Genomic DNA, 24279 nt, shown 5'->3' on the forward strand with positions numbered 1-24279 from the left:
GTAAGGATACGGCGCGTGGATCCGATCCGTTCACGCCGGAACCAACCGATCTGACCGCCTTTTGATGCGTCGGGCGGCTTGGGGTTCAGCGGTGGTTTGCGTGGTTCGGGAGCACCGCATCCGGCCGGCCTCCGTCGCGCACCGGGTCGCCGTGGACCGCTACTGAAAGGTCTGGGCTTACGTACGTCCCAGCCGAAGGGCGTTTCTTGATGTCGTGCGCGGCCACGTGGAGTACGAGCGGGCCCCGTGCGGCGGACGGGTCCGGGCCGGACGCTCTTGGGCCCTCCGACGACAACCGACGGTGACGTCGTCGCAGACTTGGCGCGCCGGCTCTCTGGGCACCCACTGTCGATAACCTGACCGAGTGAAGCCCGAGTTGACCCTCCTGTCGCGTGTGGCCTACCGCGGCCGGGAGATCACCGCACCCCGGCTGCGCGGGCTGCTCGCGCTGCTCGCAGGCGAGTTGCGCTCCGGTTGCAGCACCGCGCGGCTGGTGGACGGGCTGTGGCAGGACCAGCTGCCGGCCAACCCGGCCAACGCGCTGCGGATCCTGGTCTCCCGGGCCCGCTCCCAGCTCGGGGCCGACGTCGTCGTCAGCACCCCGGCGGGCTACCGGCTGGCGCTGAGTGAGGAGCAGGTCGACAGTTCGGCGGTGGTGCGGTGCGCCGAAGCGAGCGCGCGGCACGCCCGGGCCGGGGATCACGCTGCCGCCCTGGCTGGTGCGGAGGAGGGCCTCGCCTTCTGGGACGCGCCCCCGGATGCCGATGCCGTGCCGGGCGACCCGGTGGCGGAGCTGCGGGCCGAGCGGGCGCCGCTCCACGACTCCCTCGTACGCTCCCGCGCGCTCGCGCTCGCCCGGCTGGGGCGGCGGGCCGAGGCCGTGGCGCCCCTGACGGAGGTCTTCTCCGGGGCGCCGCGCGACGAGGAAGTACTGGCCGAACTGCTGCGTGCCGAGGCGGCCACGGCCGGACCGTCGGCGGCGCTCGCCCGCTACGAGGTGTACCGGCGCGAGCTCCGCGACGACCTCGGCACCGACCCGGGCGCCGGGCTCAAGGCGGTGCATCAGGAGCTGCTGCGGGTCGAGGCCCCCGTGGCCCGGTACGGGGTGCTGCATGACCCGAATCCGTTGCTGGGGCGGGATGAGGATCTCGCGGCGGTGGCCGGGCTGCTGCACTCCTCGCGGCTGGTCTCGATCGTGGGTCCCGGCGGTCTGGGCAAGACGCGTCTCGCGTACGCCGTCAGCCGCCGGGCGGAGCAGCGGCTGGTGCACTTCGTCTCGCTGGCCGGAGTCGGTACGGACGAGGACGTGCCCGGCGAGGTGGCGTCGGCGCTCGGCGGTGGGGAGGCACCACGCGGCGTCGGGGCGGATGTGGCCGCCCGCATCGTCGCGGCCCTCGGCGCGAGCCCTGCGCTGCTGGTGCTGGACAACTGCGAGCAGGTCGTCCGGGGGGCCGCCGACCTGGTGCGGGAGCTGGTGGCGCGGTCGGAGGACCTGCGGGTGCTGGTCACCAGCAGGGCACCGCTGGGGCTGAGCTCGGAAGCGGTGTATCAGCTTCCGCAGCTGAGTCTGGCAACCTCGATCGAGCTCTTCGGGCAGCGGGCCCGGGCCGCGCGCTCCGGGGTCGAGCTGCCGCTCGATGCGGTTTCGGAGTTGTGCCGGCACCTGGAAGGGCTGCCGCTCGCCGTGGAGTTGGCGGCGGCGCGAGTGCGGGTGCTGTCCGTACCCGAGATCGGCCGCCGCCTCGGCGACCGGTTCGCGTTGCTGCGTGGCGGGAGCCGGGACGCACCCGAGCGGCACCGCACCCTGCACGCGGTCGTGGAGTGGAGCTGGAATCTGCTGGGAGAGGACGCGCGGGCGGCGCTGCGGGCGCTGTCGGTCTTCCCCGGCGGCTTCACCGAAGAGGCGGCCGAACAGCTCCTGGGCGCCGGCGGCGACGCGCTGTGCCTGCTGGAGCAGTTGGTGGACCAGTCGCTGCTCAAGGCCGCCGACACCGCGGCCGGGATCCGCTTCCACATGCTGGAGACGGTGCGGGAGTTCAGCGCCGCCCGGCGGGCGGCGGCCGGGGAGGAGGCGGCGGTCACCGACCGGTTCCTGGGCTGGGCACGGGACTTCGGACTGGCCAACCACGACGTGTTGTTCGGCCTTGAGCCGCTGCGGCACTGGCCGCGGCTGCGCGCGGAGCAGGACAACCTGGTGCTCGCCCTGCGGCTTGCCCTGGCCCGCGAGGACCACGCCACCACCGCGGCCGCCGGTGCGGTACTGGCCGGGGTCTGGATCACCGACTCGACAAGCTTCCACCGTGTCTTCGCCCTGGCCGCCGACACCGCGGCTCCGCTGTCGCACTACCGCCCCGACGCCCGGCACACCGAGGTCACCCGCACCCTCTGCGCCGCCTGCATCACCGCACCGTTCGTGGGATACGGCCCGCTCAGGACGCGCCACCTCGTCACCCTGCGCCGCCTGCCGCCCGCGGAGCCGGACACGCTGCTGCGGGCCCTCGCCGTCGTGCTGTGCGCCGTTCCGGACATGCGCCCGCCCGGCTACGAAACGCTGCGGGAACTGTGCGCGAGCGACGCACCCTTGCTGGCGGGCGTCGCCGAGGCCGTGGCCAGCTATCTCTGGGAGCACGAGCACGAGCACGCGCGTGCGCTGTCCTCCGCCGGCCGGCTGCTCGCCGCGGTCGACGCCGTGCCCAACCCGTCGCTCAAGCTGCTCGCCCACTCCCGCTGCGCCGAGCTCTGCGCGGACGCCGGTCTCGGTGAGGAGGCGTACCGGCATCTGCTGGCGGCGCTGGACACCTTGGAGCACCTGAGCGACCAGTCGCCCACGACGGGCCTGCGCCGGGGGCTGGTGCTGGCCTGCCTGCAACGCGGTGAGCCGGACGAGGCCGAGGAGTGGCAGCGGCGGGTGGAGCGGAGCCAGCCGCCGGAGCAGATTTCGGCGTTCACGACCGACCTGTCCGCCTGGGCCGAGATCGCGCTGGCCCGCGGGCTGACCGAGCTGGGGCTGAAGCGGTGGCGGACGGCCGTGGAGCGGATGCGCGCCCTCGACTCGCCGCACGCCGACCCCGCCATGGATGCCTGGGCGCGGGCGATCGAAGCCTACGCGGTGGCCGCACACGCCTACGCCGGACGGCTGGAGCCGGTCGCAGGTCTGGTGGCCGCGCTGGAGAGCCGACTGCGTACGCTGCTCGCCGAGTGCCGCCCGGCGGCCGAGGAGCTCCCGGTGTCCGGCACCGACGTGCTGGCCCTCGGCCTGGTCCGGCTGGCCGCGGGCGACGCCTCGGCGGTGCGGCTGCTGGCGCTGGCGGAGCGGATGCACGTGCCGCAGGCGTTCCCGACGATGTCCGCCGACCGTGCCCGGCGGGCCGCCGAGGAGGCCGACAGGGCGGCGTACGCCGACGCGGTGTCGGAGTACGCCGCCCTGGAGCGGGACAGGCTGCGGGAGGCAGCCCGCGCCCTCATTCCGGGTCGCTGTTGAACTGCGCCGTGGACCAGCGGTAGCCGAGCGCGGTCAGGCCGGCGCACCAGGCGATCGCGATCCACCCGTTGTTGCCGATCTCCGTGCCGAGCAGCAGGCCGCGCAGGGTCTCGATGGCCGGGGTGAACGGCTGGTACTCGGCGATCGGCTGGAACCAGCCCGGCATCGTGTCGGCCGGGATGAAGGCGCTGGAGATGAGCGGCAGGAGGATCAGCGGCATGGCCATGTTGCTGGCTGCCTCGGGGTTCGGGCTGGCCATGCCCATCCCGACCGCGATCCAGGTGAGAGCCAGGGCGAACAGCGCGATCAGCCCGAACGCCGCCAGCCACTCCAGGGCCGTGGCATCCGTGGATCTGAAGCCGATGGCCACGCCGACGGCACCGACGAGGACCACGCTGGCGACCGACTGCAGCACACTGCCGACGACGTGCCCGACCAGCACCGAACCGCGGTAGACCGCCATCGTCCGGAAGCGGGCGATGAGGCCCTCGGTCATGTCCATGGAGACGTACACGGCAGCGCCGATCACCGTGCTGCCGATGGTCATCAGCAGGATGCCCGGGACGATGTAGGCGATGTACTCGGAGCGGTCCGCACCGCCGCCCCCGATGCCCGCGCTCATCACGTCGCCGAAGATGAAGACGAAGAGCAGCAGCATCATGATCGGCGTGAGCAGCAGGTTCAGGGTCCCGGACGGGTAGCGCCACGCGTGCAGGAGGTTGCGGCGCAGCATCGTGCCCGAGTCACGGAGGGCGAGGGAGATCCGGGTCGGGCGGGCGGGAGCCAGGGGCGTGCTCATCGGACGTTCTCCTTGGGCTGGTCGGGGGCGCCGGCCGGGCCGGTCAGGGCGAAGAACACGTCGTCGAGATCGGGGGTGTGCACGGTCAGCTCGTCGGCGTGCACGCCGCTGGCGTCCAGCCAGTCGAGGATGGAGCGCAGCTCGCGCTGGCTGCCGCCGCTGGGGATCTGGAGTGCCAGCGCCTCGTCGTCCCGGGTGACCTCGCGCAGTTCGACGGCGGCGCGCTGGTACGCGGCCGGGTCGGTGAAGCGGAGCCGGACGTGCCCGCCCGGGATCAGCCGCTTCAGCTCCTCGGCGGTGCCTTCGGCGACGATCTTGCCGTCGTTGAGCACGGCGATGCGGTCGGCGAGTTCGTCGGCCTCCTCCAGGTACTGGGTGGTGAGGAAGACGGTGACGCCGCCGGTGACCAGCTCGCGGATGATTCCCCACATGGTGTGGCGGGCTCGGGGGTCGAGGCCGGTGGTGGGTTCGTCGAGGAAGATGATCCGCGGGCTGCCGACCAGGGTCATGGCGATGTCGAGGCGGCGTTTCATGCCGCCGGAGTAGGTGGAGGCCGGCTTCTTCGCGGCGTCGGTGAGATCGAAGCGCTCCAGCAGTTCGGCGGCCACCCGGCGTCCCTCGCGCCTGGACAGGTGGTTCAGATCCGCCATGAGGAGCATGTTCTCCTCGCCGGTGATCAGGCCGTCGACGGCGGAGAACTGACCGGTGACTCCGATCGCGGCGCGGATGGCCTGCGGGTCGGTGGCGAGGTCGTGGCCGCCGACCCGGATGTCGCCGGCGTCTGCGGTGATGAGGGTGGAGAGGATCTTGACGGCGGTGGTCTTGCCGGCGCCGTTCGGACCGAGGAGGGAGAAGATCGAGCCCGCGGGCACGTGCAGGTCGATGCCGCCGAGGACCAGCTTGTCCCCGAAGGACTTCCGCAGCCCCGTGGCTGCGATGGCGGACGCGTGGGTCGTTGTCGTCATGCCCCGGAGACTGCGGGGCGCCGCTTTCAGCGACCTTTCAGCACCGTTTCACCGACCGCCGCCGGCAGGTTCAGGTGTCCGCGGCGCGGCGCTCCAGCAGCCCGGCGAGGCTGGACTGTTCGGCCGGGCGGGCGGTTCTCGCTGCGGGCTTCCGCGCCGGCCGCCCAGCAGGGTGCGGGCCCTCCCGGTCGGGAAGGCCCGCATGCCCCATCGCCCTGTGCCCCTGGCCGAGATCGGCCGGCCGCGTCCGGCCCCTGAGCCTGCCCTCCGCCTCGGTGAGCTTCCGGACGGGTGCTCGGTGAGCTTCCGGACGGGTGCAGGGGCGACTGTTCCGAGAAGCTCACCGGGCCGCGAGGGCCAGATCATCCTCATGCACGACTGGTCCGCCAACACCCTGGCCGCGATCCCCCGCATCGCCCAGGGCCTGGCGTCCCGCGCCTGTGCACCGGCATGCTCTCCCCCCGGACCGGCCGCGCGGTGGCCCCGGCCTGAGAACGATGGCGCGACGGCCTCCCGGGGCCGTCGCGCCGCCCCGGCAGGCTCGGACACCCGGGGGCGTACCTGAGTACGCATGCTCATGACGACCCCGGCCCCGCCCCTCGATCCTGGGTGCATGAGGAATCGGGGAATCATGGCGGCCGGGGCCGCGCTCGTCGGCGGGGTGCCTGTGGCCGCCTGGGGGCTGACGGGACAGCAGAACCACGACGGGCTGCCGGCCGGTGAGCTCGACTACGCGTTCCAGCCGTGGGACATCGGGGACGGCGTGGCCGCGGTCGCCGGGGGGATCGCGCTCGTGCTGGCCGCGGCCGGTGCGGCGGTGCTCGTGCGGGCCTCGCTGCGTGGGGCGATGGACCGGCGGTGGTGGGGGGTGCTCGGGCCGCTGGTGGTGCTCGGGCTCATGGCCGGTGTGGGCTGGCGGATCCTGACCGCGGGGAGCATCGGGGCCAACATCGGAGCCGGGCTGCTGATCATCTTCGGCACGCCGGTCGCCGCCGGGTTGCTGCTGTGGTCCCTGGCGTGGGCATTCTGGCTGGTCACCCAGCGCTGCGGGCACGAAGGCGGACTCGGCGGCGCGGACATGGGCGGGGTCGCCCCCCGCGGGGTGTAGCTCCGGGCCGGGCGTGGCCGAAACCACACGGCGGATGGGGTGCGAGAGGGACAACACCCCTACCCCACCAGGAAGTTCGCCTAGGTTGGTGGGCCGGTCCCCCTTCCCCGCCCCCCAGGAGGCCCCGCCGTGTCCGACGACAGCCTGCGTGACCGTATCGACACCTCCAAGCCGCACTCGGCCCGCTTCTGGAACTACTTCGTCGGCGGCAAGGACAACTACGAGGTGGACCGCGAGATCGGCGACCAGATCAAGTCGATCTTCCCGGGGCTCGTCGACGTGGCGGTCACGAGCCGCCGGTTCCTGGGGCGGGCCGTCGGGTACCTGGCCGGTGAGCGGGGCGTACGGCAGTTCCTGGACGTCGGCACCGGGCTGCCCACCGCCGACAACACGCACGAAGTGGCCCAGCGCGTCGCACCGGACGCCCGGATCGTCTACGTCGACAACGACCCCATCGTGCTGGCCCACGCCAACGCCCTGCTCACCAGCACCAAAGAGGGCAGGACCGCGTACCTGGACGCCGACCTGTACGACCCCGGGGCCGTCCTGGAGGCCGCCGCCGGCACGCTCGACCTCTCCCGCCCGGTCGGCCTGATGATCCTCAACACCCTCGGCCATGTCGCCGACTACGAGCAGGCACGTGAGCTGGTGCGGCGGCTCATGGCCGGGCTGCCCGCCGGAAGCCACCTGGTGATCAGTGACAGCACCGCGACCAGTGAGGGCATGATCGCCGCGTCCGAGGCGTACAACGCGAGTGGAGCGGTGCCGTACTACGTCCGCCCGGTCGCCGAGATCGCCGGGTTCTTCGACGGACTGGAGCTGGTGGAGCCCGGCGTGGTGAGGGTTCCCGAGTGGCGACCGGAGGCGCCCGGCGACGCCGGTTCCGCCGTGGACGCGTACTGCGGCGTGGGGCGCAAGCCGTAGGCACAGGGTCCGGTGCCGCGTCGTGGGAGCCGGTCGTGCGGTTCCCCGCGCCCCGGGAAGGCGCCGCGCCGGCCCCCTGTCACCCGTCCGGGCCGATCACCTCAGCCCTCCGCCACCCCCACGCGATAATCAGGACATGCCCGCCCCTCCTCCCGTCCCCGAGCCCTCCGGCCGGCTGCTCGGTGATCTGCTGGCGGTGGGTGAGGCCTACTCCCTCGTCCTCGCCGGCGGATACGCGGTGCTGGCGCACGGGCTGGTGGAGCGGGCCGGGCGGGACGTGGACGTCGCCACGGAGCACCCGGCCCCGATGGAGGCCGTCGCGGACGCCGTCCGGACCGGGCTGGTCGGACGCGGCTGGCTCGTGCAGACCCTGGAGACCGGGCCGCTGTCCGCCCAGTTCCTCGTGACCGACGCGGCGAGCGGTGTGGAGAGCGAGGTCGCTCTGCACAAGGAGATGCTGTGGCGCCCTCCCGTGGAGACGGAGCTCGGTCCCGCGCTCTCCCTCGACGACCTCGTCGGCACCCGGGTGCGGGACCTGGCCGACCGCGGACTCGCGCGCGACCTGGTCGACGTACACGCCGCCTCGGCCCGCTGGAGCCACCCCGAACTCGAGGAGCTCGGCCGCCGCCACGCCCCCGACACCTTCGACCTCACCGACCTCCAGGCCAGGCTGACCGGCACGGACTGGCTCGACGACAGGGCGTTCACCGGCCTCGACGCCCCGTCCGTCGCCGAACTGCGCCGCTGGGCCCAGGAGTGGGCCGACGACATCGCGGAACGCCTCATCGAGGGCGAGGCCCCGGACGAGGAGTGACCCACACGCCCGGCACGGGGGACTGACCGGTCGGTACCCTGACCCGATGGGGAACGGGGCAGCCGGACAGGTGGGGGTCGTCGCCGCGCTGGTGCGCGCGGCGTTCCTGGTCGACGGTGTGTACGCGGAGGCCGGCCGGGCGTACGGACTGACGCCGCAGCAGGGGCAGTTGCTGTGTGTGCTGATACCCCAGCCACACGGGATGAGCGAACTCGGCGAGACGCTCGGGCTGGCGAGGTCGAGCCTGACCGGGCTGGTGGACCGGACGGTGCGGCGAGGCCTGGTGCGGCGGGAGCCCGACCCGCGCGACGGACGGGCCGTGCGGGTGGGCCTGACGGACGAAGGGGCCGTGCTCGCCGGGAAGTTCCACGCCGAGACCTGCCGTCGTATGGAGGCCCTGCCGTCCGGGCTGAGCGGCCCGGAGCGGGACCGGCTGGCCGTGCTGCTGTCACGGGTCGTGGCGGACAACGAGGTTCCCGAGGTGTTCGTGGAGGCCGGGGCGGTCCCGGCTTCCGGCATCGACTAGCGGACCTCCCGCCGGCGGCCGTTTCAGCGGACTTCCACCGCCCGGAGTTCCTCCCGCTTCCCCGCGCCCGTCAGCAGCAGCGTCACTCCCGCCGACCCCACGGCCATCGCCGTCATCGCCCCGGCCGGGGACGTCAGTTGGGCCACCGACCCCGCGAGCGCCGCCGCCACCCCCTGCATCGTGAGCATCCCCGCCGAGTGCAGCCCCAGGGCATGCCCTGTGAGCCCGTCGGGGGTGAGGGCCACCAGCCGCTCCTGCTGCACGAGACTCGCGCCGAACCCCACGGAGGCCAGCGTCACCGCGGCCGCCGCGAGCGGAAGCGCCGGGTGCAGAAGGAACGGCACGTACGGGACGGCCAGGAGCAGCAGGAGCGGGAAGCCCAGGCGGGAGCGCAGGCGCGGCGGGAGCACGCGGCCGACCAGCACGTCCCCGGCCAGCATGCCCAGCGCCGCGCAGGCGAACAGGGTGCCGGCGGAGTCGGGGGCGTAGGAGACGTAGAGGGATTCGCAGCCGACGACCAGGCCGTTGGGGATCCACAGGGCCAGATAGACCTGGCGGCGGGGCGGGGAGGACCAGAGCAGCGCGTTGGCGCGCCAGGTCGCCGCCACCGAGGGGCGGCCCGTCGTACGGGGCGGGCGGCGGGTCAGCCCGAGGCGGACGACGGCGGCCGCCATGACGTACAGGGCGGCTGCCGCGAGCAGGGAGATCCGCGGGGACAGCAGGGCCACGAGCGCGCCGCCGGTCGCGTAGCCGGTGACCTGCATGAGGCCGCTCATCATGTTGAACACCGAGCGGCCGAGCAGATAGCCGTCCGTGGAGAGGATCTCGTTGAGCAGGCCCCAGCGCACTCCCCCGCCCACCGACTCCACCAGCCCCTTGGCGAGGACGATCGCGAAGAGCCCCCAGAGGGGCAGGCCGGGCAGGGCCAGGGCGGCGGTGGTTATCGCGAAGAGCAGGGGCAGGGCCGTCAGGGCCGCGCGCGGGGGCAGCCGGTCGGCGGCGGAGAGCAGGAAGGTCGCGCCCAGCACCTGCACCAGCGACGAGCCGAACATGCTCACCGCGGACAGCAGCGGTGACCCGGTCGCCCGGTAGACCAGGGTCCCCAGGGCCAGTCCGCTCATGGTCTGGGCGACCGTCTGCGCCGACGCGGCCAGGAAGAAGGGGGTGAACTCGGGGGTGCGGAACAGGTCGCGGTAGCTGCGCATACGCGGAGTCTTCGACGCCCCCGATCGCGTGGTTATTGTTTCGCGCACACGCGAAACCTCGGGGAGGGGGTGGCCCGTGGGCTGGTGGCAGATCAACGCCGACACCCTGGCCCGGAGCCGGTTCGTGATCTCGCCGTTCGCCGAGTCCTTCGCGAGTCTTCGGCTGCTGGACACCGCCGAGGCGGCGCATCCCGGTGAGCGACGGTGGCTCGACGCGCATCTGCCGGCCTACCGGCGGCGGCTGGCACGGGACCCGGTGACCGCGCAACTGGTCCGCGCCGGGATCGGGCGGGAGTGGACGGCCGACTTCCTCTCCCCCGCCCCGCGCGACGGGGAGACCTTCGAGCAGGGCGTGGCGCGCGTGCGGGCGGCCGACCCGGGTGCGGCCCGCGCCGACCTCACCGTCTCCCTGCGCGGCCCGGTCCCGGCCCGGCTGCACCGGGACGACCTGCCCGAGCGCGCCGCGGACCTTCTGACGTACGTCTGGACCACGGCCGTGCGACCGTACTGGCCGCACCGCCGGCGCATCCTCGAAGCCGATGTGGTCGCGCGGACCGCGCGGGTCAGTCGGGGCGGCTGGGCGAGTGCGCTGGACACGCTGCGGCCGGGGACGCGGTGGCTCGGGGAGAACCGGCTCCAGGTCAACGCGCACGAGTACCCGCCGCGCGAGCTGTCCGGCGCCGAGCTGGTCTTCGTGCCCGTCACCACGCAGCGCATCGGCTGGGTGGCGTGGGAGGGGACGGACCGGTACGCCCTGGTCTACCCGTGCTCCGGGGCTCTCGCCGACCCGGGCGCCCGGCCCGTGCCCGCGGGCCTCGGCGCGCTGCTCGGCACCGCCCGCGCCGGTGTGCTGGTCCGGCTCGGCTCGTCCCTGAGCACCAGCCAGCTGGTCGCCGTGACCGGGCAGGGGCTCGGCTCGGTCGGGCGGCATCTGCGGGTGCTGCTGGACGCCGGTCTCGTGGAGCGGCGGCGGGCGGGCAGGTCGGTGCTGTACTCGCGGACGGCGGCGGGGCAGGTGCTGGTGGAGGCTGCGGAGGGCGAGAACCGGGCCGAAACCCGGCAGAGTTAGCATCCGAACATGACGACCAACAACGGTTCCTCTCCCCTCGATGTCGAGATCGGTGCGCTGCAGGGCGGTTCGGCCGGCCTGTCCCAGTACGCGGGCAAGGCGGTGCTCGTGGTGAACGTCGCCTCCAAGTGCGGTCTGACCCCGCAGTACACGGGCCTTGAGAAGCTCCACGAGCAGTACGCCGAGCGCGGCTTCTCCGTGCTCGGCGTGCCCTGCAACCAGTTCCTCGGACAGGAGCCCGGCAGCGCCGACGAGATCGCCGAGTTCTGCTCGGCGACGTACGGCGTGACCTTCCCGATGACCGAGAAGGTCGAGGTGAACGGCGACGACCGGCATCCGCTGTACGACCGCCTGACCGGCTTCGCGGACGCCGAGGGGCACAGCGGGGACATCCGCTGGAACTTCGAGAAGTTCCTCATCGGCCGCGACGGCCGGGTCGTGGCCCGCTTCTCGCCGCAGACCGAGCCGGACTCGGCGGAGGTCGTGGCGGCGATCGAGGCCCAGCTGGCCTGACGGCCCGCCGCTTGACCTTGCCCCTGGGGCAGGCCCGAGCGTCCTCCTCATCGGGCGGAAGAGCCGCCCGATGACGGAGGTTGCCGTGGTGGACGGACCGCACCAGGAGTTGCTCACCATCGGGGCGTTCGCCGCGCACGCCCGCCTGTCGGCGAAGGCCCTGCGGTTGTACGACCGGCTGGGCCTGCTGGCGCCGGCGCATGTCGACGCGGCCACCGGCTACCGCTACTACCGCGCCGGCCAGGTCGAACGGGCCCGGCTGGTGGCGATGCTGCGGCAGCTGGACATGCCACTCGCCCGGATCGCCGAGGTGGTCGCGGCGGGCGACGGGCCTACGGCGGCCGGGCTGCTCGGCGTGTACTGGGCTGATGTCGAGGCGCGGGTGGCGGGGCAGCGGACGCTCGCCGAGTACCTCCGTGGACGACTGTCGGGGAGGAGTTCCGAGATGTACGGGAAGTTCGCGGTCGAGACGGTGGAGACACCCGCGCAGGTGGTGATCTCCGAGAAGCGGCACACGCTGGCGGACGAGCTGCCGGCGTGGATCGGGGCGGCGCTGGGCCGGCTGGCGGAGGCGGCCCGGGAGTGCGGGGGTGTGGCCGGGGTGCCGTACGTCGCCTATCACGCGGAGGTGTCGATGGAGAGCGACGGACCGGCGGAGGCGTGTGTGCCGGTGGCCGACGAGGCGGCGGCCCGGGCGTGGGCGGAGCGGCACGGGAGGGTGTGGGAGACGGCGGTCCGGGTGGAGCCGGCCCGGCGGCTGGCGTACACCAGGATCACGAAGGCGCAGGTGGCGCACCCGCAGATCCTTGCCGCGTTCGAGGCGGTGGAGGAGTGGATGGCGGCGGAGGGTCTGACGGCGACCGGCCCCTGCCGGGAGCTCTACTTCGCCGACTGGGCGGCGACGGGGCCCGAGGACCCGGTGTGTGACGTGGCGTTCCCGGTGAGCTGATCCCCCCTCAGGGATCCGGGCACAAGCGGAGCCCTCTCGGCAAGGACGGCGATGCTGGTCGAGAGGGCTCTGTCGGTGGTGCTTGTGGTGCTGTCGATCGCGGGGTCAGGCCTTGACCGAGGCCACGAAGGCGTTCCACGCGTCGGCGGGAAACGCCAGTTTGGGCCCCTCGGGGATCTTGGTGTCCCCGAGCTCCAGGGCCTCGTCGACGGTCGACCTGACCATCACGCACGCGCCGTTGTTGTTGGTGTAGGAGGACGTCGTCCACGTTTCCGTGGTGCCCAGACGAATTGCCATGTTCGCTCCGTTGCCAGTTGCGTTTACGCCAACCCGTGCTGATGGTTGGCGTGATCGACGCTACTCGCCAACATCCTCGTTCGGAGCAGCCATTCACTCGACTGGATGGCATATTCCAGGGGAGACTTCCAGTCAGGCGTGTCAGGGGTGTAGCATCCGGCGCTTTGCCCGACGGAAGGTCGTCCTCCGGCGGCGGCTCAGCGCGCGTACTCCTTCGCCACCCGCTCGATGAGCTGCCGCGACTGGTCCACGTTCAGCGACTGGGCCCGCAAGTGCTCGTACATCACCGTGTACTTCTGCACGTCGAGCGGCTTCTCCAGGTACAGGTCGCTGGTGACGCCCTCGATGTAGACCACGCTCGAGTCGGCCGCGTCGGCGAACTCCAGGATCGAGTACTGGCCGTTGATGCCGGCGTGCGCGCCGACCTCGAACGGCAGGACCTGCACGGTGATGTGGGGCAGCTGCGACATCTCGACGAGGTGCTCCAGTTGCTCGCGCATCACCGGCCGGCTGCCGACGATCCGGTGCAGGGACGCCTCGTCCAGGACCACCCACAGCCGCAGCGGTTCCGTGTCGGCGGTGATCCGGCCCTGCCGGCGCAGCCGGACCTCGACGCGCTTGTCGTTGTCCGCCTCCGAGGCCTCCGGCGAGCCGCCGCGGATGATGGCCTCGGCGTACGCACGGGTCTGCAACAGGCCGGTGATGATCTGGGGTTCGTAGACCCGCAGCGACTCGGCGTCCGTCTCCAGGCCGATGTAGACGCTGTAGGGGATGTCCCCGAAGGCGTGCCACCAGCCCTGCTGCCGGGAGTCCTTGGCCATCTGCATCAGCGAGTCGACGATGCGCTGGTCCTCGACCTCGTAGACCCCGCACAGGTCGCGGACGTCGCGCTGGCTGATGCTGCGCCGCCCGTTCTCCAGCCGGCTGATCTTCGACTGCGACACCAGCAGCCGCTCGGCCACCTCTTCGGCCGTCATGCCCTTGAGCTCGCGGAGCCTGCGGAGCTCCTGGCCCAGCCGGCGCCGCCTGACGGTGGGATTGACATTGGACGCCACGGGACGTGCACCTCCGGCTGCGTGCCTCTACTTTGCGTATCTGCTGTTGAGCAGACTGCCACCAAGGTGCTTACTACCGCTGGGAAACGGTGGATATGCGACGGGTACACGCCAGTTCGGGCGCGGCACGCCGAGCGGGGCGGAGAGAGTGTGCGCTCTCTCCGCCCCGCTCGGACAGCGGCTCCCGTGACCGGGTTCGAGGGTCCCGCGGTACATGTGGTGCGTGTGGTGCGTGTGCCGGTCGTAGGTCGTGCCGGCGCGGCGCGGCTCAGTGGGCCACGGCGCGCGCCATGCTTCCGTGGCGCGGTTGCATCGGAACGCCGCGGGCGGGTTCCGCTGCGGGCCTGGCTCCGCCGGCGGCCTGACGGCCGGACGGTGCCGGGCTGCGGCGCGGCTGGGCCGCGACGCCGTTCTGGACGTCCATCACCGCGTGCGCGACGAGACCGCCCATGGGGTCGTGCCTGATCAGGTCCCTGAGCCGGGAGCGAGAGGAGCGTCCCTCGTTGCCCGGGTACAGGTGCTTGCCGAGGCCGACCGCATGGGCGAGGGCGGCGAGTGCCGCGGTCCGCGGGTCCGGCGGTACGCCGGTGCGGATCGCGGAGTCCAGCCGGGCCCTGATCTCCCGGCTGATCTCGGTGTCCGTCGCCTGGTAGCGAGTCGTCGGCAGCACTCCGCACATCTGGCCGGCCACGGCGTGCACCATGCCGCACCGCTCCAGATGCGAGAGGTAGGTCTGGCGCAGCCCGAGACGCGGCCCGCCGATCCAGTGAACGGCACGCACGGGAGCACCACGCCTTCGCAGCAACTCCAGTGCGCAGTCCAGTGTTGGATCTCCAGTCGGCCGTGGTGCCACCACGGCGATACGATCCCCGTCTGGGGCTATCCGTCCGGCCAGCGCCAGCTCTACTAGCTGTGCTCCGGCCAGACCGAGGTCGAGCGACTGCGGCTGTGCGGTGGTACCCGTGGTCGGGTCCAACGCCAGCAGCAGAAGCTCCTCCGGAAGTGTTCTGCGGCTCCTGCCCATCCATGCCTCCCCGCGTGGATGAAAGACAGGGTGACCCCTCTCACATTGGTCTGTCGAGGGTGCGTGACCGGTTCGTAGTGGAACCAGTAGGTATGTCGTTCTCGTCTACCGGATGGGTTTGGCCCGCACACAGGACACTGGTACATGGTTCGGACAGCGCCGGAGCGGTGTCACGGGCGGCGGTTCACGGTTCGGTACGCGCACGCGGGGCGTGTGGCGCGAGGAGGAGGCATCGGTGGCGGGCGAGTCCCCCGACAGGTCGAAGCAGCGCGAGTCGTCGGCACGAGAGACGTCGGGGAGCGCGAGTCCGGTTCCGGAGGCCAGGAGCGAAGCCGCCGACCCGCGGCTCGCGGTGTCCCGGGAACCGAAGAGGTCCTCGGCACGAGGCGGTGCCGATACGGCGACCCGCGTGCTGTCCGTGCGGACGGCGGAGGACCCGGAGAACACCGAGCGCGCTGCGGGTGGCTCGGGCACCGAGGACGCGGCGGCTGACGCCGGGCCGGGTGCTTCCGGCTCCTCCGAGGGATCCGGGGCCGGTGAGTCCTCCGGCCCCGGGGGCAGTGACGGGCGGCTGCGGGATGCCGTCGCCGCGTGGGTCGCTTCGGCGGACGAGGGCGAGGAGCCTGCCGCCGGCAAGGGGGGCGGCAAGGACGCCGAGGACGGCCGGGAGGCCGCCGAGCGCACGGACGAGCCCGCCGAGCCCGCCGAGGCCGACACGGACGGCCAGGGGGCCGGGAAGGACGCCGAGGACGACGGCGCGTCGGGGCCTGTGAAGAACGGCACCGGCGCGGGGGACGCCGAGCGTGAGGCCGAGCGGGGCGAGGCGGACCAGGACGCCGCGGGCACGGCCTCCGAGGGGAGCCGGGGCGAGGCCGACGCACCCGAGGCGGACCGTTCCGCCACGGGCGGTAGCGCGGGCACCGCCGCGGACGAGGCCGAGCCCGAGCCCGACGAGAAGACCGCGGTCGAGGCCTCCAAGCCGGCGGACCCGCGGATCTCCACCGACGCCGAGGCCGCACCGAAGACCTCCGGCACCGAGGACGCCGCCAAGACCGCGCCGAAGGACGCCGAGCCCAAGGCCGCACCGAAGGACGCCGCCCCCGGAGCCGCGCCGGAGGACGACGACGCCGAGCACGCCGCCAAGGACGACGACACCAAGGCCGCATCGAAGACCGCTGACCCCAGGAGCACGCCGAACGACGCCGTCCCCGGGACCTCACCGAAGACCGCCGGGCCCGAGGACGCGCCGAAGAACCCCGACGCCGAGCACCCCGCCGAGGACGGCACCTCCAAGGACGGCACCTCCAAGGACGACGGCGCCGAGGGCAAGTCCCGTACCGACGGCGCCGCCGAGGACAAGCCCGGCGCCGACAGCGCCGAGACCGGCGGAGCCACCGGCGCCGACGGGACCCCGAAGCCCGGCGGAGCCACCGGCACCGCGGACAAGTCGGACGACGACACCGACGACGCCCCCGCCGAACCGCCCGTCGACCAGCCCACCGCCGTCTTCAAGGCCGTACGGCCTCCGGTCGATCAGCCCACCACCATGCTGAAGCTCGGGGGCGGCACCAAGGACGCTCCGGAGAAGGACGCCGAGCGGACCAGCAAGTTCGTCGCGCTCAAGCCCCTGGACGAGCCGGCGCCCGAAAAGCCGGCCGCCCCGGCCGACGCCACCGCACCCGTCCCCGCCGTCGGCCCCGAGCGGACCACGCAGCAGCCGCTGCCGCCCAGGCCGCCGCTGGATCTGCTGGCCGAGCTGACGAACACCCCGCCGCCCCCGGAGACGCCGCTGCGGACGGCGGCCCGGCGGGTGAAGATCTGGACGCCGCTGGTGCTGCTGCTGGTGGTCGTCTTCGCAGTCGTGCAGAGCGTGCGCCCGCTCCCCACGCCCACCCTCGAGCTCACCGCCGAGGACAGCTACACCTTCGAGGGCGGCAAGGTCGACATCCCCTGGCCCGCCGACGGCCAGGCCGCGCTGGACGTCCAGGGCATCGGCACGTTCGGGTCCTCCGGCGAGCAGAAGCCCGTCCCGATCGCGAGCGTCGCCAAGGTCATGACCGCCTACGTCATCCTCCGCGACCACCCGCTCAAGAGCGGTGAGGACGGCCCGAAGATCCTGATCGACCAGGCCGCCCAGGACCAGTCCGACGCCGGGCAGGAGTCCACCGTCGACGTCACCAAGGGCGACAAGTTCTCCCAGCGGGAGGCTCTGGAGAGCATCCTGATCGCGTCCGCGAACAACGTGGCGCGGCTGCTGGCCCGCTGGGACGCGGGGTCCGAGAAGGCGTTCGTGCAGAAGATGAACGACGCCGCCAAGGACCTCGGCATGAAGAACACGACGTACACCGACCCGTCGGGCCTGAACAACACGACCGTCTCCACGGCCGTGGACCAGGTGAAGCTCGCCAAGGCCGCCATGCAGCAGCCGGCCTTCCGTGAGGTCGCGGCGATGATGTCGTACGTCGACTACAAGCAGAAGAAGCACGACAACTGGAACCGCCTGGTCGGTTACAACAGCGTCACCGGCATCAAGACCGGCACCACCACCTCGGCGCTCGGCAACCTCGTGTTCGCGGCCAAGAAGGACGTGAACGGCGAGACCCACCGGATCATCGGCGCGGTCGTGCGCCAGCCCGCCGGCGGCCCGGACAACACGATCCTGGGCGCCGCGCTCCACGAGGGCGACAAGCTGATCCGGGCCGCGCAGGGCGCGCTGGAGTCGGCGACGATCCTGAAGAAGGGCGACATCGTCGGGTACGCCGACGACGGTCTCGGCGGCCGCACACCGGTCGCCGTCACCGAGGACGTCACGGCCGTCGGCTGGGCGGGCCTGTCCGTCAGGCTGACGTTCGCCGGGGACGACCTGCCGCACACGGCCGAGGCCGGCACGAAGGTGGGCACGCTCACCGTCGGCGACGGCACCACCAGCGCCGTGAAGGTCCCGGTCGCCCTCCAGAAGGACCTGGTGGAGCCGGGCTTCGCGGCCAAGCTCACGCGTCTCGGCTGACCCGGGGCGCGGCCTGCGCCACCGCACTCCGCCGGTAACGGCCCGTCCGGGCGCCGCCCGGCGGGGTGCGTGCTAGCGTCCCGAACCGGGACAGGCCGCCGCTCGCGGCGGCGCGCAGCGGAAGCTGAGAACAGAAGACGGGACACGGGGAGTGCCTTCGAGTGGCCACTGCGGAGCCGACACGCGCAGACGACGCCGAACCGGGCTCGGTACCAGGCACGCGAATAAGCCTGCCCGAAGCACCGGAAGACAACGCGCCGCAGGACGACGTGCCGCAAGACAGCACGGCGGCGGAGGGCACGGCGGAAGGCACCGGCGCACCGGGCCGTGACAACGGCTCGCGGTTCGAGTGGCCCGCCTCCGTACTGGCGCTGCGTGAGCGCATGCTGGTGCACCCGGTCCTGTCCATCACGGGCCTGGCCGCGGCGCTGCACATCCTCTGGTTCTTCACGTTCGCGAACAGCGGCGGCGATCTGGCCGCGCAGGACGCGTGGGCCGAGTTCGTCGGCCGGCACCCGGACTCGGCGTACAACCTCGCCTGGTACGGCGGGATGCACCCCGTGTCGTACAGCGTGGTGTCGCCTTATCTGATGTCGGTGCTCGGTGTGCGCACGACGATGATGATCGCGGGGACGGTCTCGGCCGGCCTGCTGACCCTGCTTCTCCTGCGCAGCCGTTCCGTCCTCAACCCGCTGTGGGCGTCGCTGGCCGGTGTGTTCGGACTGTTCTGCAACGCGGTGTCCGGGCGGGTGACGTTCGGGCTGGGCATGATGTTCGCGCTGGGCGCGGTCGCCGTCGTGTTCTGCTGGCCGTACCGGTGGCGGTACAAGCGCTGGGTGAAGGCCCTGAGCGCGGCGCCGCTGGCCGCGCTGGCCACCATGGCGTCGCCGGTCGCGGGCCTGTTCGTGGGCCTGGTGGCGGTGGCGCTGTTCCTGCAGAAGCGGCGGCCGGGCGCGTGGACGCTGGGCCTGGCGCCGAGCGCGGTGGTGGCGGTGTCGGCGTGGCTGTTCCCGTTCTCGGGCACACAGCCGATGATGTTCGGCTCGGTGCTGCTGCCGCTCGCGTTCTCGGTCCTCGCCTACGTGCTGGTCCCGCAGGAGTGGAAGACGGTCCGGCTCACGGCCGCGGTGTACGGCCTGGGGGTCGTGCTGGTGTGGCTGATCAGCTCCCAGATCGGTTCGAACATCACTCGGCTGGCGATGCTGTTCGCCGGGGTCGCGCTGGTCGCCGCGCTGCCGTTCACGGTGCCGCGCAGCCGCAAGTGGTACGTGCTCGTCGTGGCGCTGTGCGGTTTCGGCGTGTGGATCGGCTTCAAGACGGTCGACGACATCGTGCACACGGCCCCGGCGGCGTCCTGGTCGCGTGAGCTCGCGCCGCTCGTCAACGAGTTGCAGGAGATCGGCGCCGAGAAGGGCCGGGTCGAGGTCGTCCCGGCCCGCTCGCACCGCGAGGCCTCCGCGCTCGCCCCGTACGTCAATCTGGCCCGCGGCTGGAACCGCCAGGCCGACATGGAGCGCAACCCGCTCTTCTACGACGACACGCTCAACTCGGCGAACTACCACGAGTGGCTGAAGCGCTGGGCGGTGCACTACGTCGTGCTGCCGAAGGGCGAGCCGGACGGTGACGGGGGGCAGCGGGAGCGGGCGCTGGTGCGGCGCGGGCTGCCGTATCTGACCCAGATCTGGGGAGACGCCAACTGGCAGCTGTTCAGGGTGGCCGCCCCGACCTCGCTGGCGGAGCCGAACGCGGTGGTCGACCGGGCGGAGCAGGGCGAGATGACCCTCCGGGTGAAGAAGGCGGGCCGGGTCCTGGTCCGCATCCCGTACTCGCCGTGGCTGAGCATCGTCGACGCGGAGGGCAAGAGCCTGAAGCCGCCCCAGGAGACGGAGGAGTCCAGGAACCGTCCCGAGGGCGAGCCGAAGACGTACGTGAACGTCAACGGCTGCCTCGCGGAGACGGAGGAGGACGCACAGGGCGACAAGTGGACGGAGTTGCTGGCCCCGAAGGCCGGGACGTACCGCCTGGCGGCGCCGTACCAGTTGCCCCGCGGCACGCCGTGCCCGGAGGAGCTGCGCTGAGCCTCAGCGCAGCCGGTCCACGTACGTGTCCGTGCCCGGCACCGTCGGTATGAACGGCGCCACCAGCTCCACCCTGCCCAGGCCCGACTCCGTCACCGCCGCGTCGAGGTCCGTGAAGTGGGGGTCCCAGCACTCCCTCGGGTCCGTCTGGAGGAACCACAGGAGCGTCAGGCGGGTGTCGACGCCCTCGACCTGTTTCACGTACGTCATGCGGTCGCCGGGGAGGGGCGTCGGGCTGAATACCGTCACCAGCGCGGCCGGTGAGCCTGTGAGGCGCCTGGGGAGGTGGCGGGTGCGCAGCCACTCCAGGAGCGGGGCGCGTTGCCCGGGGATGTCCGCCTCGACGACCTGGAGGACCAGGCCCGCGTAGGGGTGGTCGAGGGCGTGGACGTCGCGAGGCCCGGCCGCTCCGTCGCGGTACACCGTCGCCTCGTGGTTCTGGAACGCCGTGAGGACGTGCGTGCGGTCGTGGTAGACGCGGGCGTCCCGGTTGAGGCGCTTGTTGACGGCGACCGTCCAGCGCATGTGGTCGTCGTACCGGCCGGCGGTGATCCAGTAAGTGGAGAGGTAGCAGCCCGCGGTGACGGGCTGGGCGATCGCCGACTTCTGGGGGTAGCGCAGGAGTTGCAGGTCCCGCGTCGCCACCCAGCGGCGGCCCGCGTACATCCAGGGCATGGCCATCGCACCGGCGTAGTAGTGGTCGTCCTCGTACCAGCGGTTGTACGCGTACTCGTGGCCGGGATGCGGCTCGACCATGGTGATGAGGGCGTGCCCGGGGTGGGTGCCGTAGGGGCCGACGGCGGCCAGTTCGGCGTACAGCTCGCTGCGGGTGTCCTCGCTCATGCTCTTCCCCTTCGTCGGAGGCCGGCTCATACTCTGACGCTCCGTCAGATAGAACGCCAGGGTCCGGTCCGGGGAGGTCCTGCCATGTCACTGCTCGCGGGGAAGACGGTCGTCGTGTCGGGAGTCGGGGCCGGGCTCGGACGGCAGGTCGTGGCGGCCGTCGTGCGGGACGGCGGGTGTGCCGTGCTCGGGGCCCGTACGGAGGCGAGCCTGGCGAAGACGGCCGCCGAGGTCGACCCCGGCGGGGCGTGCACCGCGTACCGGGCCACGGACATCTGTGACGAGGCGCAGTGCGAGGCGCTGGCGGAGGTGGCGCGGGAGCGGTTCGGCGGGATCGACGCCGTCGTGCATGTCGCCGCCCTCGACGGCTACTTCGGCGGGCTGGAGGACGCCGACTTCGCGTCCTGGCGGACGGTGCTGGATGTGAACCTGCTGGGCACGCTGCGGATGACCCGGGCCTGTCTGCCGTCGCTCAAAGAGGGCGGCGGATCCGTCGTGTTCGTCGGGACGCAGTCGGCGGTGGCCGCCCCCTCGCAGGTGCGGCAGGCGGCGTACGCGGCGTCGAAGGGGGCGCTGACGAGTGCGATGTACTCGCTGGCGCGAGAGCTCGGGCCTCACCGGATCCGGGTCAACACCGTGCTGCCCGGCTGGATGTGGGGGCCGCCGGTGCAGGCGTACGTGCAGTTCGCCGCCCGGTCGGAGGGCGTGTCGGAGGCTGCGGTGCTGGGCAGGCTGACGGACCGGATGGCGCTGCCGGAGCTGGCGACGGACAGGGATGTGGCGGACGCGGCGGTGTTCCTCGCCTCGGACCGGGCGCGGGCGATCACGGGGCAGTCGCTGCTGGTGAACGCGGGAGAACTGATGCGCTGAGGGGGATTGGACGACGGTTCCCAGCCACACCTTCTCGTTCATGTACATAAACTGAGGTCACCTCACCGAACTATTTTACGGTCTCTTGACCCTCCTCTTGCTTGCCGTGCGCACGTCACCGAACCCAGAGTTCACATGCCTGACCCTGGCGGCAGCACCGTGGAAGGGGATTCATGAACGGTCTCGACTGGGCCGTGCTCATCGGCTACTTCGCCGTGATGGTCGCGATCGGCGTCTGGTCGCACAAACGCGTCGACAACGTCAGCGACTTCTTCACCGCCGGCGGCAAGATGCCGTGGTGGCTCTCCGGCATCTCGCACCACATGTCGGGCTACAGCGCGGTGATGTTCACCGGGTACGCGGGCATCGCCTACACCTACGGCGTCACGTCCTTCGTCACCTGGTCCTTCCCCATCGCCCTCGGCATCGCCATCGGGTCGAAGCTGTTCGCCCCGCGCATCAACAGGCTGCGCTCCCGGCTCCACGTGGCCTCCCCGCTGGAGTACCTGAAGAACCGCTACGACCTGAAGACGCAGCAGGCGCTGGCCTGGTCCGGGATGCTGCTGAAGATCGTGGACGTGGGCGCGAAGTGGGCGGCGATCGCCACGCTGCTGTCCGTCTTCACCGGCATCTCCCTCAACCAGGGCATCCTCATCACCGGCGGCATCACCGCGATCTACTGCACGATCGGCGGCCTGTGGGCGGACGCGCTGACCGAACTCGGCCAGTTCATCATCCAGTTGCTGGCCGGCATCGCGATGTTCGTGGCGGTCTTCGTCCGCCTCGACGACCACGGCGGCTTCTTCGGCGTCTGGGACTCCCCCGCGCTCCAGGGCCACGAGAAACCGCTGGTCGGGCCGTACGGCACGGTGTTCCTGCTGGCGTTCCTCTTCATCAAGCTCTTCGAGTACAACGGCGGCATGCTCAACCAGGCCCAGCGCTACATGGCCACGCCGAACGCCAAGGAGGCCGAGCGTTCGGCGCGCCTCTCGGCGATCCTCTGGCTGGTCTGGCCCCTGGTCCTGTTCTTCCCCATGTGGATGTCCCCGCTGCTGGTCGAGTCGCAGAAGCCGGACGGCTCGGACTCCTACGCCCTGATGACCGAGCAGCTCCTGCCGCACGGCCTGCTGGGCCTGGTCATCGTCGGCTTCTTCTCGCACACCATGGCCATGTGCTCCTCCGACGCCAACGCCATCGCGGCGGTGTTCACCCGGGACTGCGCGCCGGTGATCTGGGCGCGGGCAAGGACCTGGAACCAGAGCCAGGGCCTGCGGGTCGCCCGTATCGCCACGGTCGTCTTCCTCGGTCTGTCCATGGCGGCGGCCACGCAGGTCAACTCGCCCGCGTTCAAGGACATCATCACGGTCGTCATCAAGTGGGTGGCCGGTCTGATGGGCCCGATGGCGATCCCGATGATGCTGGGTCTGCTGCGCGCGTTCCGCCGCTCCGGCCCGACGGCGGCCCTGGTCAGCTGGTCGATGGGCCTGCTCGCCTTCTGGCTCGTGAACTACCCGGTCAACTGGAACGTCGAGGGCGGCGTGCCGCTCCAGTACCAGGTGTCGATCCCGCTGGCGGTCTCCCTGGTCCTCTACGTCCTCGTCGGCTACATCAGGCCGGAGGACACCCCGGAGCGGCTGGCGATCATCGAGAAGATCAACACCGACGGGGACGGCGCCGCGTCGGCCGCGGTGCCTGCGCCGACGGCGCGCGTCGGGGACAGGATGGGCGCGCGCGCGGCGGACTGAGCCCACAGGGTGCCGACCTGGCCGCACAGTTGCAGCGCATGCGGCCGGGTCACCGCCGTCCGGCAGCCGCCGCCGGAACGGCCTTCTCCAGGGTGCGGGCAAGTACCCGCCCCTGCCGTCCTCACCGGGGCCGGTCAGCGGGGGAGTTACCGGAGAGAGCTGCGCCGAGCTGCTGCAGCCGAGGCAGGACGGCCGTCGATCGCGGAGGTCGCAGCGGGGGCGACGGTCAGCTCACTGAACTTCTCCGCCAGCGGCCGGATGATGTTCTGCTCAACCTGGTAGTAACTCGTGAGTCTGGACAGCGGCACCCTCCGCAGGCACCAGCGGCCATCCAGACTGCACCCGATCCGCTCACCGCGGAAGCCGCCGGTGAGCCATCCGTCGACCTCGTCTTCTCGAGTGCTTTCTACACGGAAGTACTTGAAAATGCTCTCGGCGGTGGTGCCGACCCGCTCCTCCGGATCGCGCGGCTGCGGATCGGCCACCCCGAACCAGCACTCCGGGCGCGTCGCGTCCTGGACGTAGGCGTCGTTGAAACCCAGCCAGGGCCAGACGAAGGCGATGAGCCGAGCCTGCGAGGTCGGGCACTCGTCAGTCGGGCACTCGTCCGGCACCCTCTCGGGATCGAGGTAGAAGCGTCCCAGCCACGTGGGCAGCCACAGATAGAACGGGTACGAGCTGTCGTCGGAGAGCAGGTAGCTGTTCGCATTGGCGAACAGTTCGTTCCCATGGATGGGCCGCAGGCTCACCCCGTACTCGGGCATCGCGAAACGGACGCTGAGGACCTCAAAGAAGGCGCGGACGTCACGAAAGTACTCTGACAGGCCGTCGTAAGCGGGCGGCGCCTTGGCCAGCACCTCTTCCCTGAAGATCACGTGTAGCCCTTCGATCGTGCCGATGTTCACCTCTCACCGGCGCTCTCCTCGCCTCGAAGTCCTCCCTTCCTGTCGACGACACCGAACCCCACCCCTCGGTCACTCCATGATGTGCCTCTTGTGCATAGAGTG

At 71.8% G+C, this 24279-nt stretch carries 20 protein-coding genes and 1 pseudogene; 13 read left to right on the forward strand and 8 right to left on the reverse strand.

What is annotated here, in order from left to right; translation table 11 throughout:
• The first annotated feature begins 364 nt into the window (after positions 1 to 364).
• Entirely contained in the window at positions 365 to 3481 is a 3117-nt protein-coding gene (locus tag ACFU3E_RS00405) for an ATP-binding protein (protein WP_384149690.1), read from the forward strand.
• Here ACFU3E_RS00405 and ACFU3E_RS00410 read toward each other — a convergent pair.
• Both ACFU3E_RS00410 and ACFU3E_RS00415 read right to left on the reverse strand, forming a co-directional pair.
• Positions 3462 to 4280, reverse strand: coding sequence for an ABC transporter permease (locus ACFU3E_RS00410; RefSeq protein WP_384149693.1), 819 nt, complete (start codon positions 4278 to 4280; stop codon positions 3462 to 3464). The two genes, ACFU3E_RS00405 and ACFU3E_RS00410, sit on opposite strands and share 20 nt — an antisense overlap.
• The gene (locus tag ACFU3E_RS00415) at positions 4277 to 5245 is read right to left on the reverse strand and encodes an ATP-binding cassette domain-containing protein (RefSeq protein ID WP_384149695.1); all 969 of its coding nucleotides are present in this window, start codon (positions 5243 to 5245) and stop codon (positions 4277 to 4279) included. The genes ACFU3E_RS00410 and ACFU3E_RS00415 overlap by 4 nt, the downstream gene beginning before the upstream one ends.
• 355 nt (positions 5246 to 5600) lie before the next feature.
• Between ACFU3E_RS00415 and ACFU3E_RS00420 the strand changes: the two are divergent.
• The 5 genes and pseudogenes from ACFU3E_RS00420 to ACFU3E_RS00440 all read left to right on the forward strand — a co-directional run.
• Positions 5601 to 5731: pseudogene (locus tag ACFU3E_RS00420) on the forward strand (polysaccharide deacetylase family protein); the annotation flags it as partial.
• Positions 5732 to 5858: 127 nt separating this feature from the next.
• Positions 5859 to 6353: a hypothetical protein gene (locus ACFU3E_RS00425; protein WP_384149699.1), complete on the forward strand. Its 495-nt coding sequence runs from the start codon at positions 5859 to 5861 to the stop codon at positions 6351 to 6353.
• Positions 6354 to 6482: 129 nt separating this feature from the next.
• Entirely contained in the window at positions 6483 to 7277 is a 795-nt protein-coding gene (locus ACFU3E_RS00430) for an SAM-dependent methyltransferase (protein ID WP_384149702.1), read from the forward strand.
• 136 nt (positions 7278 to 7413) lie between these two features.
• On the forward strand, positions 7414 to 8091 hold the full coding sequence (locus ACFU3E_RS00435; RefSeq protein ID WP_384149705.1) for a hypothetical protein: 678 nt from the start codon (positions 7414 to 7416) through the stop codon (positions 8089 to 8091).
• Between the two features lie 46 nt (positions 8092 to 8137).
• Complete coding sequence (locus tag ACFU3E_RS00440) at positions 8138 to 8617, forward strand: MarR family winged helix-turn-helix transcriptional regulator (protein WP_384149708.1); 480 nt, start codon at positions 8138 to 8140, stop codon at positions 8615 to 8617.
• A gap of 23 nt (positions 8618 to 8640) precedes the next feature.
• Here ACFU3E_RS00440 and ACFU3E_RS00445 read toward each other — a convergent pair whose 3' ends face one another.
• Positions 8641 to 9822, reverse strand: coding sequence for an MFS transporter (locus ACFU3E_RS00445; protein WP_384149711.1), 1182 nt, complete (start codon positions 9820 to 9822; stop codon positions 8641 to 8643).
• 76 nt (positions 9823 to 9898) lie between these two features.
• On the opposite strand from ACFU3E_RS00445, the gene ACFU3E_RS00450 reads away from it, so the two are divergent.
• The 3 genes from ACFU3E_RS00450 to ACFU3E_RS00460 all read left to right on the forward strand — a co-directional run bounded on the left by ACFU3E_RS00450 (position 9899) and on the right by ACFU3E_RS00460 (position 12353).
• Positions 9899 to 10891: an ArsR/SmtB family transcription factor gene (locus ACFU3E_RS00450; protein WP_384149714.1), complete on the forward strand. Its 993-nt coding sequence runs from the start codon at positions 9899 to 9901 to the stop codon at positions 10889 to 10891.
• A gap of 9 nt (positions 10892 to 10900) precedes the next feature.
• Positions 10901 to 11404: a glutathione peroxidase gene (locus ACFU3E_RS00455; RefSeq protein WP_384149717.1), complete on the forward strand. Its 504-nt coding sequence runs from the start codon at positions 10901 to 10903 to the stop codon at positions 11402 to 11404.
• 70 nt (positions 11405 to 11474) lie between these two features.
• The gene (locus ACFU3E_RS00460) at positions 11475 to 12353 is read left to right on the forward strand and encodes a MerR family transcriptional regulator (protein ID WP_384149720.1); all 879 of its coding nucleotides are present in this window, start codon (positions 11475 to 11477) and stop codon (positions 12351 to 12353) included.
• A gap of 105 nt (positions 12354 to 12458) precedes the next feature.
• Here the strand turns inward: ACFU3E_RS00460 and ACFU3E_RS00465 are convergent, their stop codons facing one another.
• The 3 genes from ACFU3E_RS00465 to ACFU3E_RS00475 all read right to left on the reverse strand — a co-directional run bounded on the left by ACFU3E_RS00465 (position 12459) and on the right by ACFU3E_RS00475 (position 14729).
• A complete protein-coding gene (locus ACFU3E_RS00465) occupies positions 12459 to 12650 on the reverse strand; it encodes a DUF397 domain-containing protein (protein WP_248504116.1) in 192 nt (63 codons plus the stop codon).
• A 197-nt stretch (positions 12651 to 12847) separates the two neighbouring features.
• Positions 12848 to 13705, reverse strand: coding sequence for a helix-turn-helix transcriptional regulator (locus ACFU3E_RS00470; RefSeq protein ID WP_358952697.1), 858 nt, complete (start codon positions 13703 to 13705; stop codon positions 12848 to 12850).
• A gap of 268 nt (positions 13706 to 13973) precedes the next feature.
• A complete protein-coding gene (locus ACFU3E_RS00475) occupies positions 13974 to 14729 on the reverse strand; it encodes a GPP34 family phosphoprotein (protein WP_384149725.1) in 756 nt (251 codons plus the stop codon).
• Between the two features lie 235 nt (positions 14730 to 14964).
• Between ACFU3E_RS00475 and ACFU3E_RS00480 the strand changes: the two genes are divergently transcribed.
• Entirely contained in the window at positions 14965 to 17736 is a 2772-nt protein-coding gene (locus ACFU3E_RS00480; protein WP_384149728.1) for a D-alanyl-D-alanine carboxypeptidase, read from the forward strand.
• Between the two features lie 161 nt (positions 17737 to 17897).
• Complete coding sequence (locus ACFU3E_RS00485; protein WP_384149731.1) at positions 17898 to 19814, forward strand: MFS transporter; 1917 nt, start codon at positions 17898 to 17900, stop codon at positions 19812 to 19814.
• A 3-nt stretch (positions 19815 to 19817) separates the two neighbouring features.
• Here the strand turns inward: ACFU3E_RS00485 and ACFU3E_RS00490 are convergent, their stop codons facing one another.
• A complete protein-coding gene (locus ACFU3E_RS00490) occupies positions 19818 to 20657 on the reverse strand; it encodes a hypothetical protein (RefSeq protein WP_384149733.1) in 840 nt (279 codons plus the stop codon).
• Between the two features lie 84 nt (positions 20658 to 20741).
• Between ACFU3E_RS00490 and ACFU3E_RS00495 the strand changes: the two genes are divergently transcribed.
• Positions 20742 to 21527, forward strand: coding sequence for an SDR family oxidoreductase (locus ACFU3E_RS00495; protein ID WP_384149737.1), 786 nt, complete (start codon positions 20742 to 20744; stop codon positions 21525 to 21527).
• A gap of 173 nt (positions 21528 to 21700) precedes the next feature.
• Positions 21701 to 23272 (forward strand): sodium:solute symporter family protein, encoded by a 1572-nt coding sequence (locus ACFU3E_RS00500; protein ID WP_384149740.1) that lies wholly within the window; start codon positions 21701 to 21703, stop codon positions 23270 to 23272.
• 146 nt (positions 23273 to 23418) lie between these two features.
• On the opposite strand, the gene ACFU3E_RS00505 is transcribed toward ACFU3E_RS00500, so the two are convergent.
• Positions 23419 to 24177: a hypothetical protein gene (locus ACFU3E_RS00505; RefSeq protein ID WP_384149743.1), complete on the reverse strand. Its 759-nt coding sequence runs from the start codon at positions 24175 to 24177 to the stop codon at positions 23419 to 23421.
• Positions 24178 to 24279 lie beyond the last annotated feature (102 nt).

Origin of the sequence: Streptomyces sp. NPDC057424 (assembly GCF_042803315.1) — a bacterium.
In the GTDB taxonomy this organism is placed as follows: domain Bacteria; phylum Actinomycetota; class Actinomycetes; order Streptomycetales; family Streptomycetaceae; genus Streptomyces.